Here is a 26469-nt window from a genome sequence, read left to right as displayed (position 1 = left end):
CCTGCAACAAATTCACCAGGGAGGATAGGCGGGGTGGAGAGGCTGAGGGGAATCTGAAAGAGGGGCCAGGAATGTGATAACTGCCACTTTTGTAAAGATTAGTTAATGAGTTTGCTTGCAATCATTAAACGAATAATCGAACGTGTATGAATAATAATTTCGAAGCGTAAAAAAATAATTCGCAACATGTAAAGGGAGGAGCATGCGACTATGTTAATACCCTCGAAACTCAGTCGTCCCGTTCGCCTGGAAAGCACCGTCACGCGTGATCGCCTGCTGCAAAAGCTCATGGCTGCTGGAAATTATCGGCTGGTGCTGGTCACCAGCCCGGCAGGCTATGGCAAAACCACACTGGTTTCGCAATGGGCGGCGGAGAAAACAAATCTGGGTTGGTATTCATTGGACGAAGGAGATAATCACCCGGAGCCTTTTGCCGATTACCTGATTGCGGCACTCCAGCAAGCCACGCAAGGTGGCTGTTCACGCAGTGAGGCACTGGCGCAGAAACGCCAGTATGTAAATCTTAATGCGTTATTTGCCCAGTTATTTATTGAACTGACTGAATGGCAAAAACCGCTCTGGCTGATCGTTGATGATTACCATCACATCACCAATCCCGCGATTCATGAAGCGATGCGTTTCTTTTTACGTCACCAGCCGGATAACCTGACGGTGATCCTGTTATCGCGCAACTTGCCTCAGCTGGGCATCGCTAATCTCCGCGTGCGCGAACAACTTATCGAACTGAGCAGCCAGCAATTGGCGTTTACCCACCAGGAAGCGCGACAGTTTTTTGATGGTCGGTTGACGGCACCGCTGGCCTCAGAAGAAAGTGACCAATTGTGTGATGACGTCGCGGGCTGGGCTACCGCATTACAACTTATTGCCCTTTCCGCCCGCCAGGGGTCCAGCGCGGCTCAGGACTCCGCGCGGCGTCTTTCCGGCATCAATGCCAGCCACCTTTCGGATTATCTGGTGGAGGAAGTGCTGGATAACGTCGATGTCGCGACACGCCATTTTCTGCTGAAAAGTTCTCTGCTGCGTTCAATGAATGACGCGCTGATTACCTGCGTCACGGGGGAAGAGAACGGCCAGATACGGCTGGAAGAAGTCGAGCGGCAGGGGCTTTTTTTACAGCGTATGGATGATTCCGGGCAGTGGTTTAGTTATCACCCGTTGTTTGGCAGTTTCCTGCGGTTGCGTTGTCAGCGCGAATTGGCCGCAGAACTGCCCGCTATTCATCGTGCCGCGGCGGAAAGCTGGATGGCACAGGGGTATCCGCGTGAGGCTATTCATCATGCTCTGGCTTCTGGCGATACCAGCATGCTGAGGGATGTGCTGCTGGAACATGCCTGGACGCTCTTCAATCAAAGCGAGCTGACGCTGCTGGAAGCATCGCTGAAAACCCTGCCGTGGGAAACGTTGCTGGAGAATCCCCGGCTGGTGCTGCTACAGGCCTGGCTGATGCAGAGTCAGCATCGGTTTTACGAGGTTAATAGTCTGCTGGCCAGATTTGAGGAGGAGGGGCGTTGTCAGATTGATGAGGCCCTGCGCGGTGAGTTTAATGCCGTGCGCGCTCAGGTGACCATCAATAATGGTAACGCTGAGGACGCAGAACGTCTGGCGATGCTGGCACTGGAAACCCTGCCCGACAGTTGCACTTACAGCCGCATTGTGGCCACTTCTGTGCTCGGCGAAGTGATGCACTGCAAAGGCGATTTGGTGAATTCACTACAGCTGATGCGTCAGACCGAGCAGATGGCGCGCCGTGATGAAGCCTGGCATTACGCGCTATGGAGCCTGATCCAGCAAAGCGAAATTCTCTTTGCTCAGGGCTACCTGCAAAATGCCTATGAAACGCAGGAGAAGGCATTTGTGCTGGTCCATGAGCAGCATCTGACGCAATTTCCTTTGCATGAGTTTCTGCTGCGCATCCGCGCTCAACTGATGTGGGCCTGGGGACGGCTGGAAGAGGCGGAGCAGGCGGCGCGTACCGGGATCAAGGTGCTGAAAGGCTTCCAGCAACAGCAACAAATTCAGTGCCTGGGTCTGCTGGTGCAATGCTCCCTCGCACGCGGGAATCTGGATAATGCGCGCAGTCATCTCAACCGCCTGGAAAACCTGTTGAACAATGGCAACTGGCACAGTGACTGGATCACCAATGCTGACGAGGTCAGAGTCATTTACTGGCAGATGACCGGCGACAAACAAAGCGCCAGCAACTGGCTGCATCAAACTGCAAAACCCGAGTTTGCCAATAATCATTTCCTGCAAGGGCAATGGCGCAATATCGCCCGTGCACAGATTCTGCTGGGTAATCTGACGCATGCGGAAGTGGTACTGGATGAGTTGAATGACAACGCCCGGGCGCTACGGCTGATGAGTGATCTAAACCGTAATCTGCTGCTGATGAACCAGATCCATTGGCAGACCGACCGTAAAGCCGACGCGCAGCGGACGTTGATTGAAGCGTTGCAGCTGGCACGTAGCACCGGTTTCATCTGCCACTTTGTCATTGAAGGGGAGATGATGGCACAGCAGCTACGCCAGCTGATTCAGCTCAACATTTTGAATGAACTGGATAACCATCGGGCGAGACGTATTCTTGATGAGATCAATAAACATCATCGCCACAAGTTTGCCCATTTCGATGAGGGCTTTGTCAGCCGCCTGCTCAGTCATCCTGATGTACCAGAGCTGATCCGGACCAGCCCGCTGACCCAGCGTGAGTGGCAGGTGCTGGGGTTGATTTATTCAGGTTACAGCAATGAACAGATTGCCGTTGAACTGGCTATCGCCGCCACCACCATTAAAACGCATATACGGAATCTGTATCAGAAACTGGGTGTCTCCCATCGTTCTGATGCAGTGAATCAGGCACAGTCAATGCTGCGCATGATGGGGTATGTCTGACTGCACGGCTTTGGGTTGAGGATCCTTAGCCACGGCAGGGGCAATAATCAGGGCATTGCTCTTGTTGTTGAGGGTCTTCAATACCGGCTGTAACTCCCGCAGGACCTGATCAAGGCGTTGCATGTTCGCGACCATTTTTTCGTAAGCCGGAGAGCCGGGTTGCAGACTGCGCATATTGCGGCTCAGTTCCCGTAACGTTTGCTGTGTTTGTTCCGGCAGGTTTTTCATCGCCTGGCTGCTGATAAACACGTTGAGATTATGCAGCGCCTTCTGCGATTCACGTAAGGTGAGCTGGCTGGCTTTGAAGGTATCCGTCGCCTGAGTCAGCAAGGGGTTAAGCGGCAACGCATTGAGTTTATCGAGTATCGCCACCAGTTTTTGCTGGATCTGTCCCAGACCACTGTCGACGGTCGGAATAATTTCGTAGCCGGCAAGGCTCGTCTGACCGGTATACGGCTCCGCATAGGGATAAAAATCCAGGTCAACATACAGCGAGCCAGAAATAAAGCTGCCGGTTTTCAGCGCGGCACGCAGACCGTTCTTTTTCGCTTCGTTGAGTCGTTGTTGCAGATTGAAGTTGCGGACAAAGCGTTCTGGTTCAATGCGGATCAGCAAGGGAGGGCGATAATTACGTTGCAGATCCTGAACAATACCAGGCAAAAAGAACGGCACCTGCGCAACCGTGCCAACACGTATCCCGCGGAACTCGACGGGCGCACCGGCTTCCAGCCCGCGCACCGAACTGTTAAAAAACAACAGATAATCCACGTGCTCGGTATAAAGTGAATTCTGAATACTGTGCTGATCATTAAAAAGAGGGTATTCGGCCTTATTCTTTGCCGGGCTGCCATAGGGCAAGCCGTCGGGTACATCAAAACTGACGCCACCGCTAAGTAAAGTGGTGAGGGAACTCATCTCTACCCGCATACCGGCGGCTGACATATCGATGGCAATGCCGCTGTCCTTCCAGAAACGCACATTCGTCGTCACCAGCCGATCAAAAGGGGCAGAGATAAACAGCTGATAGGACATCATGCGCTTATCCGTATCGAAATGGTTACTCTCCACCGTACCAACAGGGTAGCGCCTGAATAACACCGGGTCTCCCGCCCTGAGCTGGCCGGCTTTCTCACTGAAAAGGGTGACTCTGATACCGGGCGCGTTGGCGGCTGCAGGCGGAGGGGTGTCGCCCAGAACATAGCTCGGGGGCTCTTTGCCCTCAGAACCGGGTTGTAATTCAATATAAGCGCCTGAGAGCAAGGTACCCAGCCCGCTAACGCCCTGGAAGCCCACCTGTGGTTTCACCACCCAGAACAGGCTGTCGCCATGCAGCAAGGTCTCCATACCTTCCTGCAGGCGCGCTTTAATCTCAACATGCTGAAGATCATCCGATAAAACGGTGCTTTCGACCTTACCAACAGTGATACTGCGGCTCTTAATCTCCGTTTTTCCGGCCTCGATCCCCTCGGCATTTTCGGTAATCAGGGTGATTTCTGGCCCCTGATGACTGAAGTGATAGAAGATAATCCAGACACCAATCACCAGGGTGATAAAAGGAAAAAACCACACCGGCGACCAGCGTTTAATTTTATTAACAGGGGTGGTTTCGTCATTCTTTTCCATTATGACTCAGCTCATCAGCATGTGTTAAAAGGAGCCGGGAGGCCACACTGATTATAGAAAAATCACCTTATCTGATTCTTATGAAAAAGGACAATCTGAAAGTTCGTCACAGAAATAATTAATCTCAGGATAAATTGCCGTCTGGCTTAAAATACCGAAGGGGTTGCTGTGGCGTAGTGGTAGTGCCAGTGATAACTCATGTGCATAATTTTTTTATTGCTGTCCTTTCTTCCGTTATTCACAACGTCTATATTTATCAGCAAGCTGGACTTTCAATCGAGGCGGATATGTTCCTGAACTACTTCGCGCTGGGTGTACTCGTCTTTGTATTTCTTATTATTTTTTACGGGATTATCATTCTTCATGACATTCCTTATCTGATTGCAAAATCGCGCAATCATCCGCATGCGGACGCTATCCACGTTGCCGGTTGGGTGAGTTTGTTCACACTGCATGTTATCTGGCCCTTTTTATGGATCTGGGCCACGTTATATCGTCCGGAACGTGGCTGGGGAATGCAAAGTAACGATGAGAGTCTGGAGCAGCTTAAACAACGCGTGACGGAACTGGAAAGAAAACAAGGTATAATCAACCAGCCGCCTTCGGAGTAAATCTATGGATTTGCTAATTATTCTGACCTATGTTGCCATCGCATGGGCTATTTTTAAAATATTCAGAATCCCGGTAAATAAATGGACCGTACCCACCGCTGCGTTGGGTGGGGTTTTTATCGTTGGCGCGCTGATATTGTTAATGAATTATAATCACCCTTATACCGCGCTGGCGCAAAAAGCGGTTATTTCTATTCCAATAACCCCACAGGTTACCGGGGTCGTTAGCGAAGTGACTAATAAACAGAATAGATTAATTAAGAAAGGTGAGATGTTATTTCGCCTTGATAGCACCCGCTACCAGGCGCGGGTAGATAGATTGCAGGCGGACCTGACCACGGCGATTCACAATACACAAAGCCTGAAAGGGCAACTGGATGAAGCCATCGCCAATACGCAACATGTCAGTGCGGAGCGAGACCGGTTATACGACGATTATCAACGCTATCTTGCGGGGAGCAGGGCAAAAGTAAATCCTTTTTCCGAAAGGGATATTGATAATGCCAGACAAAACTTTCTGGCGCAGGATGCCCTGGTAAAAAGTTCCCTGGCTGAACAGGCACAAATTAAGAGCCAGCTGGATAGCCAGGTTAATGGGGAGCAATCACAAATTGTCAGCCTGCGCGCTCAGCTGACTGAAGCCCGATATAATTTAGATCAAACCGTCGTTCGCGCTCCAAGTGATGGTTATGCTACGCAGGTGCTTATCCGCCCCGGAACCTATGCCGCCGCCTTGCCGTTGCGGCCGGTGATGATTTTCATACCTGAACAAAAACGCCAGATTATTGCTCAGTTCAGACAAAATTCTCTGCTGCGACTGAAAGCAGGTGATGAAGCTGAAGTGGTTTTCACCGCGCTTCCCGGGCAGGTTTTTCCGGGAAAATTAACCAGTATTCTCCCCGTTGTGCCGGGTGGCACCTATCAGGCGCAGGGCTCGCTGCAATCGCTCACTATCACTCCCGGCAGCGATGGGGTACTGGCAGTGATTGAACTGATACCCAATGCTGACGTTGATGCTTTGCCAGATGGCATATTTGCTCAGGTTGCTGTTTACTCGGATCACTTTTCACATGTTTCGGTGATGCGCAAAGTGCTGCTACGCATGACCAGCTGGATGCATTATTTGTATCTTGATCACTGATTCCCGACGGAATGATTCTCCTGCGATAATGGTAGCTATATAGTGACAAAAAGGCATTTATATGCGATTTTGTCACTATATGGGTACATTATACAGGGGGAGCTATGTTGCCAGGAATGCAAGCGATTGGAGCAACATGTCGTGAACGACGCAAAGCGCGGGGATGGACACAACAGGTTGCCGCATCACGCGCAGGAATCCACCGTACTCTGGTCTCTGAAATTGAGAACGGAGCTTATACCGGATCGTTGAAAGCCTTAACCATCTATCTGACGGCCATGGACCTGATGTTAACGGTTCAGACTGCTGGCTTGCCGCAGCTGGATGAACTGGAGGCATTATTCGATGATGACTGATCTGCAACAGCTTGCCCGGCCGATACGCCAGATTGAGGTATACAACGGGGGGGAATACAGCGGAAAATTATTGCATGAGCATGGCAGTTACAACTTCACCTATTCCTCGCCGCAGAGCCGTCGTGTCTCGTTAACCATGCTGCCGGACAATCGCATGGGTTATAACAGCAGCCGGTTGTTTAATATTTTTGAGATGAATATCCCTGAAGGCTATGTGCGATATCACATTGCCGAACGCTTGCGCCGTTATGTGGGTAATATCTCCGATATGCTGTTCCTCGCGTTGCAGCAGGATACCGGTATTGGCGCGCTTTCTTATGTCAGCGATATCGATTTACCACGGCCATCCCCGGAAAAACTGGAAGATTTATTGAGATGGGACCACAAAGAGAGCGCATTTCAATATCTGCTCAATAAATACTTGCTGCAAACCACCATTTCCGGTGTGCAACCCAAAGTGATGATCAGCACTGAAAGCCGGGGCACGGTTCTTTATCCAAATCTGATCGCAAAAACCGGTGATGAAGAATATCCGCGTCTCGCAGAGAACGAATTTATTTGTATGTCGCTGGCGAGAGCCTGTGGTTTACCTGTCGCTAATTTCTGGCTTTCAGATAATAAAGAACTGTTTATCATGGAACGTTTTGATATTGCAGGGAATAAACGCCAGGCGATGGAGGATTTTTGTGTGCTATCAGGGAGGACGTCGGATCATAAATACAGTGGCTCGTATGAAACTGGCGCGAAAATCGTCAGCCTGTTTACCCGCGATCAGTCACAGGTGGAGCTTTACTGGCGCTATGTGTTGTTTAGTTGCATGGTTGGCAACGGCGATGCACATCTGAAGAACTTTTCGCTGGTTTATCACGCTGAAGCTGAAGCAGCTCCACGGCTTTCACCGTTATATGATGTGGTGAATACGCTAATTTATCCCACCAATGATAATGATCTGGCGTTAAAGCTGAATAAAACCAAACAGTTCCCTGATCGCGATAGTTTGATCAAATTCGGGCGAGAACTGAAAATTATCAATCCCGCCCATGTGCTGGAGCAATTTGCCGATGTGATCAGCGATCAGCTGGCAAATCCGGCATTGTTCGCTGACTTCCCGGAGCTGCACACCTCCATCGGTCATTCTTTGAGTCGAAGCGGGGCAACTAACAACCTTTTTTTAACCACAGATGTAAAGCGGCCTAAAAAACGTAAAACAGATTCAATTTTGTAGTTATATAGCGACAAAAATAGAAAAAATGAATAAATGTTGTTATATGGCGACAAAAATTATGCGGATTGCGGAAAAGTTGAAAATGATAAGCTATGAGAATAAAGAAGGTATCTGACAATCAGGAGCAGCCCCTGATGAAAAAAATCATTCTGGTTCCGTCGAATTTAGGGCTGAACCCACTGCGGGAGAATCATATCCCCGGCACTTTTAAGGCACCTGACGTGTTAATGGAGCACGGGTTAGGAGAAGCCTTCGCGGGATATGAGGTTGTGACAATGTCACAACCTGAGTACAGTCCGCTTCCTGAACCAGGAACCGACATCCTTAACGGCCACAAGCTACGCGAGTTGAATATACGGCTCGCTGCTGAGGTCAGTTCAGCTCAACACAGTGGTTTAAAACCTATTGTTATTGGTGGGGATTGTGCAATCCTGCCTGGTGCGCTTGCCGGAAGCCGGCAACACGGGCCAGTGGCGCTGGTTCATATTGATGGTCACAGTGATTTTCGTCATCCCGGAAACTGGAATCGCAAAGAAGCCCAAAAACCAGCGGCGGCTGCCGGAATGGATCTCGCTCTGGTGACTGGCAGAGGGGAAGCCATGTTAACCAGTTGGCCGGGCATTGAGGGGCCATTGGTGCCGGATAGAGCCGTGATTCAGCTCGGCGAACGAGAATCTCTCGATGAGGGTTATGTCTGGGCAGATATCTTTGCTACCGACATTGAACGAATGACAATTTTCGACGCTTTAAAGCTGAGTGACAGCGAAATCATCACACGGATATACCGGCGTCTTGATGACTTCCCAGGCTGGCGTTATTGGGTCCATCTTGATATGGATGTACTGGATCAGTCAGAGATTTCAGCCGTTGATAGCCCAGGCTCACCAGGCCTGACATCACAAACTCTTACGCACATTGGCCACTGCTTGTTTGAAAATCCACGCTGCTGTGGCATCACGGTAACCATCTACGACCCAGACCTGGATCCTTCAGGGGAGCAGGCGCAACTGATTGCGCGGATTATCAGTCAGATAACCAGCGATGACATCGCTACGTGAAATCTGAGAAAAGAGCAGGGCAAATGCTGCGATATTTTGCCGTAGCGGCGTCAGGTTGGTACATGTCGTAGCGGCGCGATTTATCGCGCAATCCAGTGCGGGGTGCCAAAAACCCGCGTGATAAATCACGCCGCTACGGGAGAGGTGCGTTCCGGGGTCTGTGCGGATATCTTATTTAACATAATCATGATTATGCGAATCCAATTGTGGATCATGTTATGTTAAAAATCCGCCCGTTATACCGACAATCTGCTCAGTTAATACCCCCTATGCTACATAGATGTTGTAGGTATATCTTCTGATTAAGATTCTTAACGAACTGACACATAGTTTGCCTGTCACCGGGTAAATTATTTATTTATAAGTGATTGGGGAATTTTGATGATCATAGCGGAATAATATGCCTCCCCCAAAAAAATACCAGGGAACGGACTCGTCCCGATCCTCATTTAATCGTTATCGATACAACTTAATATGTGTTGGCGTCCTCGGTTGTTTGGGATTGCTGCTGACGCGTATCGCTGACCTGCAGTTGCTGAATCATCCGATGCTGGAACATGAGGCCGATCAGCGTTCATTACGTACCGTGACGCTGCCGACCAATCGAGGCACGCTGGTCGACCGGGATGGTGAGACGCTGGCCCTCAGCGTACCTTCGCGTGACATTATTGCTGATCCAAAACGCGTGCTGGAAGCTAACCCCGACTTCACCAGTGCTAAATGGCGCTATCTGACAACCGCACTTAATCTCAGTCCGGAACAGTTACGTGCACAAATTACGGATAATCCAAACAAACGATTCATCTACCTGGGCCGAAAAATCGAACTGGGTATTGCCAAAGATATTACTGAACTGCACCTTAAAGGTATTAGCTCTGAAGACGATGACAGCCGTTTTTATCCAATGAGCGAGGCTGCTGCACCGTTGCTGGGTATCGTCGGGGCGGATAATACCGGCCTGAATGGATTGGAAAAAGGCTATAACGCCGTACTTGAGGGAAAACCGGGTAAAGAGGAATATCGCCAGGATGGTGACGGTCATATCATTTCAATGATTGATTACGAACCCCCACAATCGCCACCCACGGTGCAACTTAGCATCGATAAATTCGATCAATATACGCTCTACAGCGCGTTACGCGATGGCGTGCTATTGAATAAAGCCGATTCCGGTGCCGCGGTGTTGGTGAAAATTGATACCGGCGAAATTCTGGCAATGGCCTCTTATCCCTCGTTTAACCCGAATAATTATGAGAGTGCCTCCCCCGCCGATATGCGTAACACGGCGATCAACGACAGTTATGAGCCTGGTTCAACGGTTAAACCCCTGGTGGTGCTTGAGGGGCTGGAGCGCCATTTAATTAACCCGGATTCGGTTATCGATACCTCCCCCTACGTGGTAAATGGCCATGTAATACGCGATGTGGGGCACTGGCCGCGCCTGACGATAACCGGAATTCTGCAAAAATCGAGTGACACCGGGGCGTCTCATATTGCGCTGGCGATGCCTGCTCAGGCAATTGTTGATACCTATCAGGCCTTCGGTTTGGGTAAACCGACGGGGTTAGGATTGACGGGGGAAAGTGTGGGTTACTTCCCATTACATCGCCAGCGCTGGGCTGATATCGAACGTGCGACATTCTCGTTTGGCTATGGCCTGCGGGTAACGCCACTGCAAATTGCACGAGAGTATGCCACCCTCGGCTCCTTCGGCATTTATCGGCCACTTTCAATCACTAAAGTGACACCGCCGGTGATGGGTGTTCAGGTCGCTAATCCAGTCACAACCCAAATAGTCGTTCATATGATGGAAAGCGATGTTTTACCTGGCGGCTCGGGATTACGCGCGGCAGTACCGGGATATCGGCTTGCAACGAAGACCGGTACGGCGGAAAAAATGGGTACCGACGGTAAATATGATGGCGGTTACATCAATTACACCGCTGGCGTTGCGCCCGCCAGCCATCCGGATGTCGCGCTTGTCGTGATGGTTAATCACCCCACTGCGGGGGATCATTTTGGTGGCTCGGTCGCGGCACCCATTTTCGGCAAAATCATGGGGCCGGTGCTTAAACATATGAATGTGCCGCCAGACGCAATTAATATGAAATCCCCCGCCACTTCTTCCTGATGTGAGCCAAGTGAGGACAGGATCGCGGCGTTAACGTCGCAACCCTTCTTTTTTGCTCATTTTTTAGCCTCTCATCATCCCCATCAGCACAAATACCCTGAAAAACACCCTATAACGTAAGGATTGTGTAAGGCTATCGATCATAAGATCCCACCCTGTTGTAATTTTTGAGGTAGTAGATGTAATAAAATATTAACAGGAGGAAAAAATGGTAGGGATTTCTACGTTAGGGATAGGCTCGGGGTTAAAACTTGATGAAATTCTCACCAAGTTAACAACCGCTGAGAAACAGGTTTTAACCCCTATTTCAAAGCAGCAATCAGCAGCCACTGCGAAGCTTTCTGCTTATGGAACACTGAAAACAGCAATCCAGAATTTTCAGAGCGCTAACAGTAAGTTGCAGGAAACCGGGTTATATACTCAGACCAACACAGTCAGCAGCTCCACCACGTTTAGCGCCGTTTCGGACGGCAAAGCTATTCCGGGAAAATATACCGTCAGCGTCACGCAACTCGCACAGGCGCAAACGCTCACCAGCGCGGCAAAAAATGACATCAAATTGCCAGCCGGGAGTGACGCGGATAGCAGGACGCTAAAAATTTCCATGGAGGATGGCAAAGAACACAATATTACCCTCAGCAAAGACCAAACCTCACTTTCAGCCCTGCGCGATACCATCAATAAGTCCAATGTGGGTATCAGTGCCAGCCTGATTCGGGTTTCGGACAAAGAGTATCGTCTGTCGTTAACATCAACCGAGACTGGCATCGGGCATGCAGTGAAATCTCTTGCCGTCACGGGTGATGATACGTTGCAGAGCTTTATTGGTTACGATGTCGCCGCCAATAATAATGGGATGACACAAAATGTCGCTGCGAAAAATGCGTTGCTCAGCATTAATAACGTCAGCATTGAAAATAGCAGTAACGTCATTACGGATGCAGTTGAAGGCGTCACGCTCAAATTAAATGATGTGACAACCGGCAACCAGGTCCTCACGGTTAGCAGTGACAGTGCCAAAGCGAAAAGTGCAATTTCCGATTGGGTCACCTCGTACAATTCGCTACAAGACACAATAGGAAATCTGACCAAATACACACCGGTAGATTCGGGTCAGGATCAGGACAGTAAAAATGGTGCTTTGCTGGGCGATGGCACGCTTCGAATTATCCAGACGCAATTAAAAAGTATTCTGGCCAATAGTTCCGGGTCTTTGACGTTTAAAACAATGACCCAGGCGGGCATCACTTCAGACCCGGTAAGCGGTAAACTAAAACTGGATGAGGATAAACTCAGCAGTGCACTTTCCACCACCCCGGAGGCTATCCGCGATATTTTCGCCGGAGACGGTAAAAATACCGGAATAGCAACGGTGATGGCCTCCAGCATGACGTCAATACTGAGTAGTAAGGGGGCTCTGCAGGGGGCAACGGACAGTATCAGTAAAAAACTTAATGCGTTGACCGACCAATATAATAAAGCCAGTCAGAAAATAGATAATACCATTGCCAGATATAAAACCCAATTTACTCATCTGGATACCATGCTCAGCTCATTAAATAGCACGAGCAGTTATCTGACAACACAGTTTGAAAATATGACAAAGAGCAATAATACATAGCCCTGTGTGACCCGGTAGCGCCGGGTCACCTGTTTGCGTTATTTTATTCCGAGCTTTTTAACCTGACGATGTAAATTCCCCGGGTCAACATCCAGTAGTCTGGCGCAAGTCGCCCATTTTTGCCCATTGGTATTAAAAACGTGCAAAATGTAGTCGCGCTGAAATTCCCGCGTTGCCTGTTGTAAGCTTTTAACGGGCCTGTCATGCTCCGTGGTTTCCGCTGGCGGAATCGTCATGTCGGCTTGTAATGAAAAATCAGATGGCATCAGTTCAATTTCATCATTAATGGAATCTGCCCGGGCCATCACCGTCGCGCGATAAAGGGTATGCTCAAGTTCACGCACATTACCTGGCCAGGTATATGACATCAATAACCTGCGCAAGCCGACATTGAGGGATATTCGCTTCAGTTCAAATTTAATCCGGCATCGTTCACTAAAAAATCCAGCCAGTAAGATAACATCTTCACTGCGATCGCGCAGTGCAGGTACATGCAAAGGAAACACACTCAGACGATGATATAAATCGGCTCGGAAAGTGCCATCAATCACCGCCTGTTTGAGATCTTTGTTGGTGGCAGCAATAACCCGGACATCAACTTTTAACGCCCTATCCTCACCAACCCGCTGCAAATCGCCATATTGTAAAACGCGCAATAATTTTGCCTGTAGCGCAAGCGGCAGCTCCCCGATTTCATCAAGGAACAGAGTCCCGTTATCCGCCAGCTCAAATTTACCGGCACGTTTATGTACTGCGCCGGTAAAAGCTCCTTTAACGTGACCAAATAATTCACTTTCTGCCACCGTCTCCGGTAAAGCGGCACAGTTCAGATAGATAAGTTCATTAGTTCTGCGCGTTGATTGTTGATGAATGGCCTGCGCGACCAATTCTTTCCCCGTCCCCGTTTCCCCCGTTATCAGCACGTTGAGATCCGAAGGAGCCACAATGCTTATTTCTTTCTTCAGTTGCAGCATGGCAGCCGATTCACCAATGATTTCACTGGCCGATGATTCATTATGTTGCCGTTGCAGGGAGGCGAAGGACGTGGTGTTTTTTTCCAGCTGTTCCAGTAACAGCGCATTGTTAAGCGCAGTTCCAGCCAGATTCGCCACAAAACGCAGTTCCCGGTCGCGAAATGCTTCAAAATGTCCCGCCTGCAACGCATCCAGCGTCAGTGCCCCGATCAGGGTTTGCCCATAAAACAGGGGTAAACCAATACAGGCATGAACATGCTGCTGCGTATTATCAGGAATGAGTCCATCCCAGGGATCGGGTAAATCACTATCCGCAGGAAAACGCACCACATCACCCGCACGAGCAATCACTTCCAGTCGGGGGTGGGCGTCAATACTAAAACGACGCCCCATCACATCGGGTGCCAGTCCCGCAGTGGCAAGGGGGCGGAAGCCCCGATGTTCATAACGCAGCAGCGCGGTGGCATCACATTTAAACAAATGGTGGATACTGTGGATGATGCGACTGAAGCGATCATGACCAGATAAGCCACTCTGCAATTCAACTGCCAGAGCGGCAATACCGTCAAATGAAAGGGCCATGATGTTTTCTCGCCAGATAATGTTAAAAACACAATAGCAATGCATTGTAATATTGACAATATCAGAAAGAGTTTAATGTTTAAAATCATACAATTATAAACTGGCATTGTTTATGCCTGAAGAATACATACTGGCTAAATAACAGGTGAATTCACTATGAAACATCGTGACGAAGTCTTTGCCCAGGTCGAATTGGCATTACAAAACAACGTCATCCGGGAAATGAACGAATTGCTCGGACAGCTCAGTACAGATGCCGAGCTGAGTCGTGAGGATCGATTTGTCGCCCAGCAACGCCTGCGACAGGCGGTTTTTATGCGCGGCACGGAGAAAGAGGCACTGGATGAACAACGTCATAAACAGCTAACACGCGGCGGGATAATTAAGTGACGGAGACACTTAGTCTGCCAGAAATAAAACCAGCCGCATCAAATGCGGCTTTTTAAATTTTACTCTACTTTGATACCCGCCGCTGGCGTCCAGCTATGCCATATCTTCCAGAACACTTCACCCACCACCTCGCGTAACTCGTCAATGTCGAAACGGATATCTACCCTGACCTCTTCCAGTGTTGCCGTTATCAGGGATTCATGTTGCTTTTCGGCCAGAGACAACTGAAAACGGTCGCAGTGATTACCCAGCCACACCATGCGGCTGCAAGTGCAGGAAGGTGCATTGTGAACCACTAAATTCGGGTCCGGTTTTTCGTCAACCAACATATCAGGTCCTTATTTCGCGATGACTATTACACCGGTTAAAGCAAGTAGCGTGCCAATCTCAGCGCCCTGTATTTAAAGGAGCCATGCCGTTGATTGTTGGGGAAATTGTCTATTTAACCTGTCTGGCGGACATGAATTGTATAATTAACAATAAAAAGCGAAGCCATGCGCCAATTGATATTTAAATGATAATCATTCTCTATTGAGGGTTAATAAACACCTTAGCGCACAAAATATTAAAAATTACGAAAACAAGCATTTAATTAAAAATGAAACCTATCCTTACACATTGAATGGTTATCCTGGTTGATTATTCCCCCATTCATCTCTAAGAAAAAATAACCCGCCACGATGAATTACTCGCTTTACAGGTAAATATACCTCTAATGGGGTATAACGATCAGCGCATAAGATGATTCTGGATCAAAGTTTTTAACCTACTGTTATTGTTTTAATAAAAAGAAACCCATGCAGTCAGGCTTTAACACCAGGAGGAATATGTGAGTGTTAAAAAACTTCCATCTGAAAAATCTTTAATACAGAAATGGACTCCTGAAGACCCCGATTTTTGGCAACAGCAAGGGCAGCATATTGCACAACGCAATTTGTGGATCTCTGTCAGCGCGTTATTACTGGCATTCTGTGTCTGGATGCTGTTTAGTGCCGTTACGCTAAATCTCAATCGGGTTGGATTTAATTTCTCTGTAGACCAGCTTTTTTTATTAACGGCCCTGCCTTCGTTGTCAGGGGCACTTTTTCGCGTGCCTTACTCGTTTATTGTGCCGGTGTTGGGCGGCAGACGCTGGACGGTAATCAGCACGGCGATTTTAGTCATTCCCTGCCTGTGGCTGGGCTTTGCCGTGCAGAATCCTTCCACCCCCTATGCGGTATTTATCATCATTGCGCTGCTGTGCGGATTAGCCGGAGCCAACTTTGCTTCCAGCATGGGCAATATCAGCCTGTTTTTCCCTAAAGCACGTCAGGGGTCAGCCCTGGGTATCAATGGTGGATTGGGCAATCTGGGGGTGAGCGTTATGCAGTTGCTCGCGCCGCTGGTGATTGTGGTGCCTTTTGTCGGCGGCATCACCCTGCAGGATGGCAGCACCTTGTGGCTGGCGAACGCCGCATGGATTTGGGTGCCCTTGCTGATTATTGCCTCACTTGCCGCCTGGTTTGGTATGAATGACATCGCCGGGATGCGCGCATCGTTGCGTGATCAGCTCCCGGTCCTTAAAAGCGTCCACTTGTGGACCCTGGGCATGCTTTATCTGGCGACCTTTGGCTCTTTTATCGGCTTTTCAGCCGGTTTTGCCATGCTGGCTAAGACACAGTTCCCTGAAGTCAACATCATCCATCTCGCCTTCTTTGGTCCGTTACTGGGCGCGCTGGCGCGTTCCGCAGGCGGCATGATTTCCGATCGCCTGGGTGGCGTTCGTGTCACGACGGTTAATTTCCTGCTGATGGCGTTCTTTTCTGCGCTGGTGTTTTTAACTTTGCCTGGCGCGCGTGGAGCCTCATTTTTAAGTTTTTATATCGTGTTTATGGGGCTGTTCCTGACGGCCGGTTTAGGCAGCGGCTCCACCTATCAAATGATCGCCGTAATATTCCGCCAGCTCACCCAACAGCGCATGCTGGCAAAAGGCGCCAGCCCTGAAGTTGCCCGCCACACCGCCATTACCGACACCGCTGCGGCGCTGGGGTTTATTTCTGCATTGGGTGCCATTGGGGGGTTTTTTATTCCTAAAGCGTTTGGCACATCGCTGGAAATAACCGGCTCCCCCGTCGGCGCGATGAAAATATTCCTGCTGTTCTATCTCGTTTGTTTTTTTATCACCTGGATTCTTTATGGCCGTCGTAAAGCGGTCACCGAATAATTACTGGAGAAGCGTCATGAGTAAACTTCTTGACCGCTTTCGCTATTTCAAACAGAAAGGTGAAAGTTTTGCGGATGGACATGGTCAGGTGTATCACACCAACCGTGACTGGGAAGACAGCTATCGCCAGCGCTGGCAATACGACAAAATTGTGCGCTCCACCCACGGCGTCAATTGCACCGGTTCCTGTAGCTGGAAGATCTATGTCAAAAACGGCCTGGTCACCTGGGAAACACAACAGACGGATTATCCGCGTACCCGCCCTGACCTGCCCAATCATGAACCTCGTGGTTGCCCGCGTGGCGCCAGTTACTCATGGTATCTCTACAGTGCCAATCGGCTGAAATATCCGCTGATACGTAAAGCGCTGCTGGAACTGTGGCGTGAAGCATTGAGCCAGCACGACGATCCGGTCAGCGCCTGGCAGGCGATTATGGCTGACAGCGCAAAGAGTCAGCAGTTTAAAACGCAACGTGGCCGTGGCGGTTTTGTCCGGGCAAGCTGGCAGGAGTTAAACACGCTGATTGCTGCCGCCAATGTCTGGACCATCAAACATTATGGCCCGGACCGTATCGCCGGATTCTCCCCCATTCCTGCGATGTCGATGGTCTCCTATGCGGCAGGCACACGTTATCTGTCGTTGATCGGCGGTACCTGCCTGAGTTTTTATGACTGGTACTGCGATCTGCCACCTGCGTCACCGATGACGTGGGGCGAGCAAACCGACGTACCGGAATCGGCGGATTGGTACAACTCCAGCTACATCATTGCCTGGGGTTCGAATGTGCCGCAGACCCGCACACCGGATGCCCATTTCTTCACCGAGGTGCGCTACAAAGGCACCAAAACCGTTGCCATCACCCCTGACTACTCTGAGGTCGCCAAACTGAGCGATCAGTGGCTGGCCCCGAAACAGGGTACCGACAGCGCTCTGGCACTGGCGATGGGCCATGTGATCCTGAATGAGTTTCATCTGAAAACTCCCAGCGATTACTTCATCAACTACGCACGTCACTACACCGACCTGCCGATGCTGGTCGTACTGGAGCCGCGTGAAGATGGCAGTTTTGCACCCGGTCGCCAGTTACGGGCGGCGGATTTGGTCGATAACCTTGGCGAGGAAAACAATCCGCATTGGAAAACGGTCGCCTGCGATGCCTCCGGTGAACTGGTGGTGCCCAATGGTTCGATTGGTTTTCGCTGGGGTGAAAAAGGCAAATGGAACCTGGAGCCGAAAGCAGCAGGCGCGACCACGCAATTAGCGCTGAGTCTGATTGAGCAACGCGATGCGGTGCTGGATGTGGCTTTCCCCTACTTCGGTGGTCTGGAAAGCCCGCATTTCCGCCATGTGAAACAGGAATCGGTGCTGCTGCATAAACTGCCGGTGAAATACCTGACCCTGGCGGACGGCAGCCAGACACCGGTGGCTTCAGTTTATGATTTAACGCTCGCCAATTACGGTGTGGATCGCGGTCTGGATGACAACCATTGCGCCCGTGATTATGACGATATTCGTGCCTACTCCCCGGCCTGGGCAGAACAGATTTGCGGTGTGCCACGCCATCAAATCGAAAAAATTGCCCGCGAATTTGCTACCACCGCGCATAAAACGCATGGACGCTCCATGATTATCCTCGGTGCCGGTATCAACCACTGGTATCACATGGATATGTCCTACCGCGCCCTGATCAACATGCTGGTATTTTGTGGTTGCGTCGGTCAGACCGGCGGCGGCTGGGCGCATTATGTCGGACAGGAAAAGCTGCGGCCACAAACCGGCTGGACGCCGCTGGCATTCGCCCTGGACTGGAACCGTCCTCCGCGTCATATGAACAGCACCTCGTTTTTCTATAACCATGCCAGCCAGTGGCGGTTTGAAAAACTACAGGTGAAAGAGCTGCTGTCACCGCTAGCGGATCCCCGGCAGTATTCCGGGCATTTGCTCGATTTCAACGTGCGCGCCGAGCGGATGGGCTGGCTGCCCTCTTCGCCGCAACTCAATATCAACCCGCTAACTATCGCCGCGCAAGCCGGGCAGAGCGGCCAGACGGCCGAAACCTGGACCGCCGCGGCCCTGAAGTCCGGTGATCTGCGTATGGCCAGCGAACAACCTGATAGCGGCAGCAACCATCCGCGCAATATGTTTATCTGGCGCTCCAACCTGCTGGGTTCCTCGGGTAAAGGCCATGAATATATGCTGCGTTACCTGCTGGGAACCGAGAGCGGTATTCAGGGGCAACCTGAAGAGGATGAGGCGGTGATGCCGGAAGAGGTGGAATGGCGTACCGCTGCCCTTGAAGGCAAGCTGGATCTGCTGGTGACGCTGGATTTTCGCATGTCCAGTACCTGCCTGTTCTCCGATATCGTCCTGCCAACCGCCACCTGGTATGAAAAAGATGATATGAACACTTCGGATATGCATCCGTTTATCCATCCGCTTTCCGCTGCTGTGGATCCTGCCTGGGAATCCAAAAGTGACTGGGAAATCTACAAAGGTATCGCCAAAACCTTCTCACAGCTTTGCGTGGGCCATCTGGGGCAGGAAACCGATGTGGTGTTGCAGCCGATTCAGCACGACTCCCCGGCTGAACTGGCGCAGACGGGTGACATTCTCGACTGGAAAAAAGGCCAGTGTGATTTGATCCCCGGTAAAACCGCACCGCATATCATCAGCGTGCAGCGGGATTATCCCGCCACTTACGAACGCTTTACCTCGGTCGGTCCGCTGCTGGAAAAACTGGGAAATGGTGGCAAAGGGATCAGCTGGAATACCGATAAAGAAGTGGATCTGCTGCGTCGTCTTAATTACGTCAAAGCGGAAGGACCGGCAAAGGGACAACCCCAGATCAACAGCGCGATTGATGCGGCGGAAGTCATCCTGACGCTGGCACCGGAAACCAATGGCCAGGTGGCGGTGAAAGCCTGGAACGCGCTCAGCGAGTTTACCGGCCGTAACCACGCGCATCTGGCGCAGCCGAAAGAAGAGGAGAAAATCCGCTTCCGCGATATTCAGGCCCAGCCGCGCAAGATCATCTCCAGCCCGACCTGGTCGGGACTGGAAGATGAACACGTTTCCTATAACGCCGGCTACACCAACGTGCATGAGCTGATCCCGTGGCGCACCCTGAGCGGACGCCAGCAGCTGTATCAGGATCACCCGTGGATGCGCGCGTTCGGCGAAAGCCTGGTGGCCTACCGTCCTCCGGTGGATACGCGCAGCGTGGCGAATTTAAGCCACATTCCGTCGAATGGGTTCCCGGAGAAGGCGCTTAACTTCCTCACCCCCCATCAGAAATGGGGCATCCATTCCACTTACAGCGAAAATCTGCTGATGCTGACGTTGTCACGGGGTGGTCCCATCGTGTGGATGAGTGAAGCCGATGCCAAAGAACTGGGTATCAAAGATAACGACTGGATTGAGGCCTTCAACGCCAACGGCGCCTTAACCGCGCGCGCGGTGGTCAGCCAGCGCGTACCCGCCGGTATGACCATGATGTATCACGCGCAGGAGCGTCTGATGAATATCCCCGGTTCCGAGGTCACCGGCATGCGCGGCGGTATCCACAACTCGGTCACCCGCGTCTGTCCGAAACCCACCCATATGATCGGTGGCTATGCGCAGCTGGCCTATGGCTTCAACTACTACGGCACCGTTGGTTCCAACCGTGACGAATTCATCATGGTGCGCAAGATGAACAAGGTGAACTGGCTCGACGATGAAAACCGCGATCAGGTCCAGGAGGGTGCGAAATGAAAATCCGTTCACAGGTCGGCATGGTGTTGAATCTGGACAAATGCATTGGTTGCCATACCTGCTCAGTGACCTGCAAAAACGTCTGGAGCAGCCGTGAAGGCATGGAGTATGCCTGGTTTAACAATGTTGAAACCAAGCCTGGACTGGGCTATCCCCATGCGTGGGAAGACCAGGAAAAATGGCACGGCGGCTGGATCCGCAAAATCAACGGTCGCCTCGCGCCTCGGCTCGGTAATCGATCGTCGGTGTTATCCAAAATCTTCGCCAACCCGGTGTTACCGGCGATTGATGATTATTACGAACCCTTCACCTACGACTATCAGCATTTGCATAACGCGAAAGCGGGAAAAAACCAGCCAACAGCACGTCCGCGTTCGCTGATCAGCGGCGAGCGCATGGATAAAATCACCGGAGGTCCCAACTGGGAAGAACTGCTGGGCGGTGAGTTCAGCAAACGTTCGGCGGATAAGAACTTTGACTCGATGCAAAAGGAAATGTACGGGCAGTTCGAAAACACCTTCATGATGTATCTGCCACGCTTGTGTGAGCATTGCCTCAATCCCAGCTGCGTCGCCACTTGTCCCAGCGGCGCAATCTACAAGCGCGAAGAAGACGGCATTGTGCTGATCGACCAGGACAAATGCCGCGGCTGGCGCATGTGCATCAGTGGCTGCCCTTACAAGAAAATCTATTTCAACTGGAAAAGCGGCAAATCCGAGAAATGTATTTTCTGTTATCCGCGTATTGAATCCGGTATGCCGACCGTCTGCTCAGAAACCTGCGTCGGCCGTATCCGCTACCTTGGCGTATTGCTATATGACGCCGATAAAATTGCCGAGGCGGCCAGCACAGAAGACGAGCAGCAGCTGTATGAACGTCAGTGCGATGTCTTTTTAGATCCCAACGATCCGCGGGTAATCGAGGAAGCGCTCAAACAAGGCATTACGCAAAATGTGATCGATGCCGCTCAGGCTTCACCGGTGTGGAAACTGGCAATGGACTGGAAACTGGCGCTGCCGCTGCATCCTGAATACCGCACGCTGCCGATGGTGTGGTATGTGCCGCCGTTATCTCCTATTCAGTCGGTCGCCGACAATGGCGGGCTGGAAAGCCATGACAGCGTGCTACCCGATGTCGAGAGCCTGCGTATCCCGGTGCAATACCTGGCAAATATGTTAACGGCGGGCGACACCACGCCGGTGCTGCGCGCCTTAAAACGCATGATGGCAATGCGTCATTTCAAACGTTCCCAGACGGTGGAAGGCGTAACGGATACCCGCGCGCTGGAAGAAGTGGGTCTGACGGAAGCCCAGGTTGAAGAAATGTACCGATATCTGGCGATCGCTAATTACGAAGACCGTTTCGTGATCCCCACCAGCCATCGGGAACTGGCGCGCGAAGCCTTCCCGGAACGCAATGGCTGCGGCTTCAGTTTTGGCGATGGCTGCCACGGCAGCGACACTAAATTCAACCTGTTTAACAGCCGTCGCATTGATGCCATCAATGTGGGCGATAAAGCGGGAGGTGAATGATGGAGATTCTGAAACTCATCGGCATCCTGCTGGAATATCCCGACGAGGATATCTGGCAACATCAGGAAGAAGTGCTGTCGCTGGCGGCACAACAACAGCCGATGTTGCTGCCTTTTGTGCAGCAGTATCTCGCCACCCCGCCGCTGGATATGCAGAGCGACTGGTGTGCCTTATTTGAACGCGGCCGGGCAACATCGTTGCTGCTGTTCGAGCATGTGCATGCGGAATCACGCGATCGCGGCCAGGCGATGGTGGATTTGCTGGCGCAATATGAACAGGCCGGATGGCAACTTAACTGCCGCGAACTGCCCGACTATCTGCCGCTGTATCTCGAATATCTGAGTATGTTGCCTGCCAGTGAGGCGCGTCAGGGGTTGCTGGATGTCGCCCCGATTCTGGCGTTGATCGGTGGACGGCTGAAGGAGCGTGACAGCAACTTTAGTCAGCTGTTTGATGCGATGCTCCGCGTGGCGGAAAGCCCACTACGCAGTGACAGCGTCACCAGTCAGGTCGCCAGCGAGGTACGCGATGACACCCATGCCGCGCTGGATGCGGTGTGGGAAGAAGAACAGGTGAAGTTTATTGATGACAACGCCTGTGATAACAGCGCGCAACAGCAGCATCAAAGACGTTTCCGGGATGAGCACTCACCCCAGTATCTCGATCTCTCTGCGGGAGGATCACGCTAATGCACTATCTCAATTTGTTGTTCTTTGATATCTATCCCTACCTGTGCGGCACTGTGTTTCTGGTCGGCAGCTGGCTGCGTTACGATTACGGCCAGTACACCTGGCGTGCCTCCTCCAGCCAGATGCTGGATAAAAAAGGCATGCGCCTCGCCTCCAATCTGTTTCATATCGGTATTCTCGGTATCTTCTTTGGCCACCTGTTTGGCCTGCTGACACCGCACTGGGTGTACGAGCCTTTTCTCTCTATCGCCGCCAAGCAAAAACTGGCGATGGCGGCAGGCGGCGTGTTTGGCATCATGACGCTGGTGGGGGGCCTGCTGCTGTTGAAACGTCGGTTGTATAACCCGCGCATCCGGGCCACGTCTACCCATGCTGATGTGCTGATCCTTGCCATTCTGGTGATCCAGTGCACGCTGGGCCTGACCACTATCCTGTTCTCGATGCAGCATATGGACGGGGAAGGCATGATGAAACTGGTGGGCTGGGCGCAGGCGATTGTGACCTTCCGTGGCAATGCAGCAGAGCATCTCAACGGGGTGGAATGGATTTACCGCGTGCATCTGGTGCTGGGCATGACGATTTTCCTGCTGTTCCCGTTCACCCGGCTGGTACACGTATGGAGTGCGCCGGTGGAATACTTTACCCGTCGCTACCAGGTGGTCCGTTCACGGCGATGACAAAATCCGTCCAGCGGCTGCCTGCTGCTGGACGGAAGCCAATCCGTTGCGATGACAGGTTTGAAACTGCGCGGCATGCGGCGCTTTTATCTGGCAATAAGTCATATAATTAACGCAAATTAATGCCCATCGTGAAACGGAGTTCCTATGGAAATCAATCCTGCCCTGTCCGTGCGTCCAGCAAAATCCCCCGCCATGCCTGCTCCGGGTAAAAGGCGCAAACTGACTAAGAGTCTGCACAACGTACAACACGCCCCTGCTCAACCTGCCAGCAATACCCCCGCCCGACATCACACTGCGCTAAGGATTCTCAGTCAGAAAATCGACAATGTCTGTCTGCATGCATTGATGAGCGATTTTACAACCTGGTGGGATAACGTACCGCAAGTGGGGAGCAAACAAAGCCAGATGGAACAGCTGTTATTTCAGTTCGAGCGGCATGAAGTGGGTGATTTAATGGCATATCAGCTCAGGGAAGTGCTGTTACTTAATGGCATCATAGCCAACATCACGGCGGCGAGTGACGCTCTGGCAACGGTCAAAGCGACTGTATCTGCCGAAGATCAGTTGTGGTTTGACACCTACATTCAAAAAAATCCAGTCAGGCGCAAGCGTCCTGTCACCGGCTGGGTCAGAACCATGCTGAATGCGCAGGGATGCCCAAGGCTTAGACAACCCGCTCTGCGACGTGCACTGCTGAAAATAGGTGTCGATGTGATTTCCACCACGCTGAATATTTTGCTGCGGGCGCTTAAGGTCGAAATCACCGAACAACAACAGACACAGGTTAACCTGCTATGGAAAAAGCTGTCCGCTGAAGACTGTGTCATTAGCCGCCTGGTGATGCTGATGAATATGACTGAATATCAGCAGCTGGAATTGCATGATAATCAATTGCAGAAAGCGCTTGCCGTGAATGACCACATCATGAAAAGCGCGCTATCGGTGTTTAACGCCACCATTAATGATAAACAGCAGCGTTGGTTTGATAAATGGTTTGCGGCGAATCGCAGAAAGCTCACCCACCATACCACGTCTGGCGCACTGGTCATTTTGCTGTCCCAGACGGGCCGACCGCCACTGGAACAGGGGCAATTATGGCGCCTGTTGTGGACAGCAGGCGTAACCCTGGGATTTGCCAGCCTGAGCCTGGCGCTCACCATAGCCAATGAAAGCATGATGGTGAGCCTCACGGATGAACAGAAGAAACATATTAAGGAGACCTGGGATCGCTATTCTCAGCCGGGAGGCATGTCGCCGGAGAAAATAATGGGGCTGACGATGATCGAGTGCAAAATCAATGCCGCTCAACTGTCGTTCGTCCTGAGTCACGCCGCTATCGAGGTCTGCCCGACCAGTATGCATCGTTCCGGACTGGCGGCCAAAACCCATCTCCCGGCGCGGGAAGTCGTGAATTGGGCAACTGACAACTGGAAACAACTCGCTGACCAGAGAATAGTGGCCCCCTTTGCTGACAAGGATAAAAAATTCCGGGTGCTAAAAATGCTGAGTCAGACGGGGTGTCCACAGGCGCTAAAAGAGATTACCACTCCCGCACTGATGCACCTGATGTGGGAGATTGGCGCAGATGTCAGTTTCACTACCCTGAGCATCGCGCTGGATATCATTGCCCGTCAATCGGCAGCGTCCACATCGGCCAGACCGACCGCGGCGGGAAGTCAGCAAGACGATGCATGGCTATCCACAATCCCTGATGAATTCGGCTATCAGGCTATGCACGAATGGGATGACCTGCTCGATAATCCCCTCCTTCCATCCGGCACGGAATCCCTATGAACAGCCCGACAAGCTTCTCGATCTCATCTTTTCAGCCCGCAGCAGCCACACCGGTTATGAGCTGGCAAACCACTTTTGCTTCAGAGATTAGTTTTGTTAGCCAAAACCCCCTCAATCTCACGTTATCTTCCAGCCCCAGTCATAATAGCGCGATGGAATATAATGAGAGGCTGTTGCAATGGATCAGAACGAACCTTACGACTGTCACCAGCCAGGGCAATTCGCTGGATCAACTCATCGCGTTGCAGAAAATACCGGGCTATCAGGATTGTAGTCTTGAGTCTCTGACACATGCAGTCAGGCGGGCGGGGATGAAGGTGAGCCGGGATATTGTGAAACTGGCGCAAACAGCCTACCGGGTAAAGATCACGGAGGCACAGCAAAAATGGTTTGATGTCTGCTGGAAAAAAGTTTCAGGCATCACCAAAAAGGAGCGTCTTGCAAGCCTGCTCAGCCAACCAGGACGGCCGCTGATCAAGGCAACTGAGCTATGGTTATTGCTGTACAACGCGAATCAGCGTATGGGATTGACAACGGTGCGTAATATGCTGGCAGCGGCAACGGTTCAAATCACACAGACGCAGATCAAACTGGTCAATGATGCCTGGAATTCCCTCGATCATTGCCACGCCACCAGCATTGTGACGCAACTGATCCGGTTGTTGCTGCATCTCGAAAACCGGACCAGACTGCAACCGGTTGAAGTATTGGTTGCACTGACTGAACGGAATGTCGAGGTTAACACCACGGCAATGGGTCACGCCGCTGCCGCCGTGCGGGCTGAGTTTACCCCCTCCGATGTGGATTGGATAAAAATAGCGTGGCCGGGCATCGACAAGGAGCTGCCACAATTTATGCAGATGATAGATTTACTTAACCAATATCCTGACCTGGATGACATCACCCCCGGCAAGATGCTACGTCTGTTGTGGGAAATTGACCAATATATCTGCCCGGCGACCATCGGTAATGCACTCAGCATAGTCAGGCAGCAGCGCGATGATATCATCATTGTCCCGGATGATCCGGTGCCTGAGCTTATCGATCTGGAACCGGAATTGCCGCCCGCTCCGCCTGTAGTGACGCCAGCTATGCCAGCCCGCTTGCAATTGCCTGAGCAGGATGAACTGTTCCCGCTTCAGGAACATGATTGGAAACGGCAGTTGGACCAGGAACTGGATCCCTAATATTA

The 26469-nt window shown here is 51.4% G+C and carries 19 protein-coding genes; 16 read left to right on the top strand and 3 right to left on the bottom strand.

Annotation, left to right across the window (positions count from 1 at the left end; translation table 11 throughout):
* The first annotated feature begins 210 nt into the window (after positions 1-210).
* Complete coding sequence (gene malT, locus CUN67_RS22365; protein ID WP_208717653.1) at positions 211-2913, top strand: HTH-type transcriptional regulator MalT; 2703 nt, start codon at positions 211-213, stop codon at positions 2911-2913.
* Here malT and pqiB read toward each other — a convergent pair.
* Positions 2884-4539 carry an intermembrane transport protein PqiB gene (gene pqiB, locus CUN67_RS22360; protein WP_439332295.1) on the bottom strand — a complete coding sequence of 552 codons (1656 nt, stop codon included), beginning with the start codon at positions 4537-4539 and terminating at the stop codon, positions 2884-2886. The two genes, malT and pqiB, sit on opposite strands and share 30 nt — an antisense overlap.
* 284 nt (positions 4540-4823) lie before the next feature.
* Here pqiB and CUN67_RS22355 point away from each other — a divergent pair, with 284 nt between their 5' ends.
* The 7 genes from CUN67_RS22355 (at position 4824) to fliD (ending at position 12679) form a co-directional block, all read left to right on the top strand.
* Entirely contained in the window at positions 4824-5147 is a 324-nt protein-coding gene (locus CUN67_RS22355; protein ID WP_208717857.1) for a DUF3302 domain-containing protein, read from the top strand.
* A 4-nt stretch (positions 5148-5151) separates the two neighbouring features.
* On the top strand, positions 5152-6288 hold the full coding sequence (locus tag CUN67_RS22350) for an HlyD family secretion protein (protein ID WP_208717651.1): 1137 nt from the start codon (positions 5152-5154) through the stop codon (positions 6286-6288).
* Positions 6289-6392: 104 nt separating this feature from the next.
* On the top strand, positions 6393-6644 hold the full coding sequence (locus CUN67_RS22345; RefSeq protein WP_208717650.1) for a helix-turn-helix domain-containing protein: 252 nt from the start codon (positions 6393-6395) through the stop codon (positions 6642-6644).
* On the top strand, positions 6634-7869 hold the full coding sequence (locus CUN67_RS22340; protein ID WP_208717649.1) for a type II toxin-antitoxin system HipA family toxin: 1236 nt from the start codon (positions 6634-6636) through the stop codon (positions 7867-7869). Before CUN67_RS22345 ends, CUN67_RS22340 begins: the two co-directional genes overlap by 11 nt.
* A 134-nt stretch (positions 7870-8003) precedes the next feature.
* On the top strand, positions 8004-8927 hold the full coding sequence (locus tag CUN67_RS22335; RefSeq protein ID WP_208717648.1) for an arginase family protein: 924 nt from the start codon (positions 8004-8006) through the stop codon (positions 8925-8927).
* Positions 8928-9327: 400 nt separating this feature from the next.
* Positions 9328-11058 carry a penicillin-binding transpeptidase domain-containing protein gene (locus CUN67_RS22330; RefSeq protein WP_208717647.1) on the top strand — a complete coding sequence of 577 codons (1731 nt, stop codon included), beginning with the start codon at positions 9328-9330 and terminating at the stop codon, positions 11056-11058.
* Between the two features lie 208 nt (positions 11059-11266).
* Positions 11267-12679 carry a flagellar filament capping protein FliD gene (gene fliD / locus CUN67_RS22325; protein WP_208717646.1) on the top strand — a complete coding sequence of 471 codons (1413 nt, stop codon included), beginning with the start codon at positions 11267-11269 and terminating at the stop codon, positions 12677-12679.
* 38 nt (positions 12680-12717) lie between these two features.
* On the opposite strand, the gene norR is transcribed toward fliD, so the two are convergent.
* On the bottom strand, positions 12718-14235 hold the full coding sequence (gene norR, locus CUN67_RS22320) for a nitric oxide reductase transcriptional regulator NorR (protein WP_208717645.1): 1518 nt from the start codon (positions 14233-14235) through the stop codon (positions 12718-12720).
* Positions 14236-14391: 156 nt separating this feature from the next.
* On the opposite strand from norR, the gene CUN67_RS22315 reads away from it, so the two are divergent.
* Positions 14392-14625 (top strand): DUF2526 family protein, encoded by a 234-nt coding sequence (locus CUN67_RS22315; protein ID WP_208717644.1) that lies wholly within the window; start codon positions 14392-14394, stop codon positions 14623-14625.
* Between the two features lie 59 nt (positions 14626-14684).
* Here CUN67_RS22315 and CUN67_RS22310 read toward each other — a convergent pair whose 3' ends face one another.
* Positions 14685-14954 (bottom strand): hypothetical protein, encoded by a 270-nt coding sequence (locus CUN67_RS22310; protein WP_208717643.1) that lies wholly within the window; start codon positions 14952-14954, stop codon positions 14685-14687.
* Positions 14955-15454: 500 nt separating this feature from the next.
* Here CUN67_RS22310 and CUN67_RS22305 point away from each other — a divergent pair, with 500 nt between their 5' ends.
* The 7 genes from CUN67_RS22305 to CUN67_RS22275 all read left to right on the top strand — a co-directional run bounded on the left by CUN67_RS22305 (position 15455) and on the right by CUN67_RS22275 (position 26464).
* Positions 15455-16828 carry a NarK family nitrate/nitrite MFS transporter gene (locus CUN67_RS22305; RefSeq protein ID WP_208717642.1) on the top strand — a complete coding sequence of 458 codons (1374 nt, stop codon included), beginning with the start codon at positions 15455-15457 and terminating at the stop codon, positions 16826-16828.
* A 16-nt stretch (positions 16829-16844) separates the two neighbouring features.
* Positions 16845-20582 carry a nitrate reductase subunit alpha gene (locus CUN67_RS22300; protein ID WP_208717641.1) on the top strand — a complete coding sequence of 1246 codons (3738 nt, stop codon included), beginning with the start codon at positions 16845-16847 and terminating at the stop codon, positions 20580-20582.
* Positions 20579-22114 carry a nitrate reductase subunit beta gene (gene narH, locus CUN67_RS22295; RefSeq protein ID WP_208717640.1) on the top strand — a complete coding sequence of 512 codons (1536 nt, stop codon included), beginning with the start codon at positions 20579-20581 and terminating at the stop codon, positions 22112-22114. The genes CUN67_RS22300 and narH overlap by 4 nt, the downstream gene beginning before the upstream one ends.
* Positions 22114-22803 (top strand): nitrate reductase molybdenum cofactor assembly chaperone, encoded by a 690-nt coding sequence (narJ, locus tag CUN67_RS22290; protein ID WP_208717856.1) that lies wholly within the window; start codon positions 22114-22116, stop codon positions 22801-22803. Before narH ends, narJ begins: the two co-directional genes overlap by 1 nt.
* Entirely contained in the window at positions 22803-23480 is a 678-nt protein-coding gene (gene narI, locus CUN67_RS22285) for a respiratory nitrate reductase subunit gamma (RefSeq protein ID WP_208717639.1), read from the top strand. Before narJ ends, narI begins: the two co-directional genes overlap by 1 nt.
* 147 nt (positions 23481-23627) lie before the next feature.
* Positions 23628-25277 (top strand): hypothetical protein, encoded by a 1650-nt coding sequence (locus CUN67_RS22280; protein ID WP_208717638.1) that lies wholly within the window; start codon positions 23628-23630, stop codon positions 25275-25277.
* Positions 25274-26464, top strand: coding sequence for a hypothetical protein (locus CUN67_RS22275; protein WP_208717637.1), 1191 nt, complete (start codon positions 25274-25276; stop codon positions 26462-26464). Before CUN67_RS22280 ends, CUN67_RS22275 begins: the two co-directional genes overlap by 4 nt.
* Positions 26465-26469 lie beyond the last annotated feature (5 nt).

The sequence above is a fragment of the Pantoea cypripedii genome (assembly GCF_011395035.1).
In the GTDB taxonomy this organism is placed as follows: domain Bacteria; phylum Pseudomonadota; class Gammaproteobacteria; order Enterobacterales; family Enterobacteriaceae; genus Pantoea; species Pantoea cypripedii_A.
Note: the sequence above shows the minus strand (reverse complement) of the source record. Positions and strands in the feature narration are given on the sequence as shown.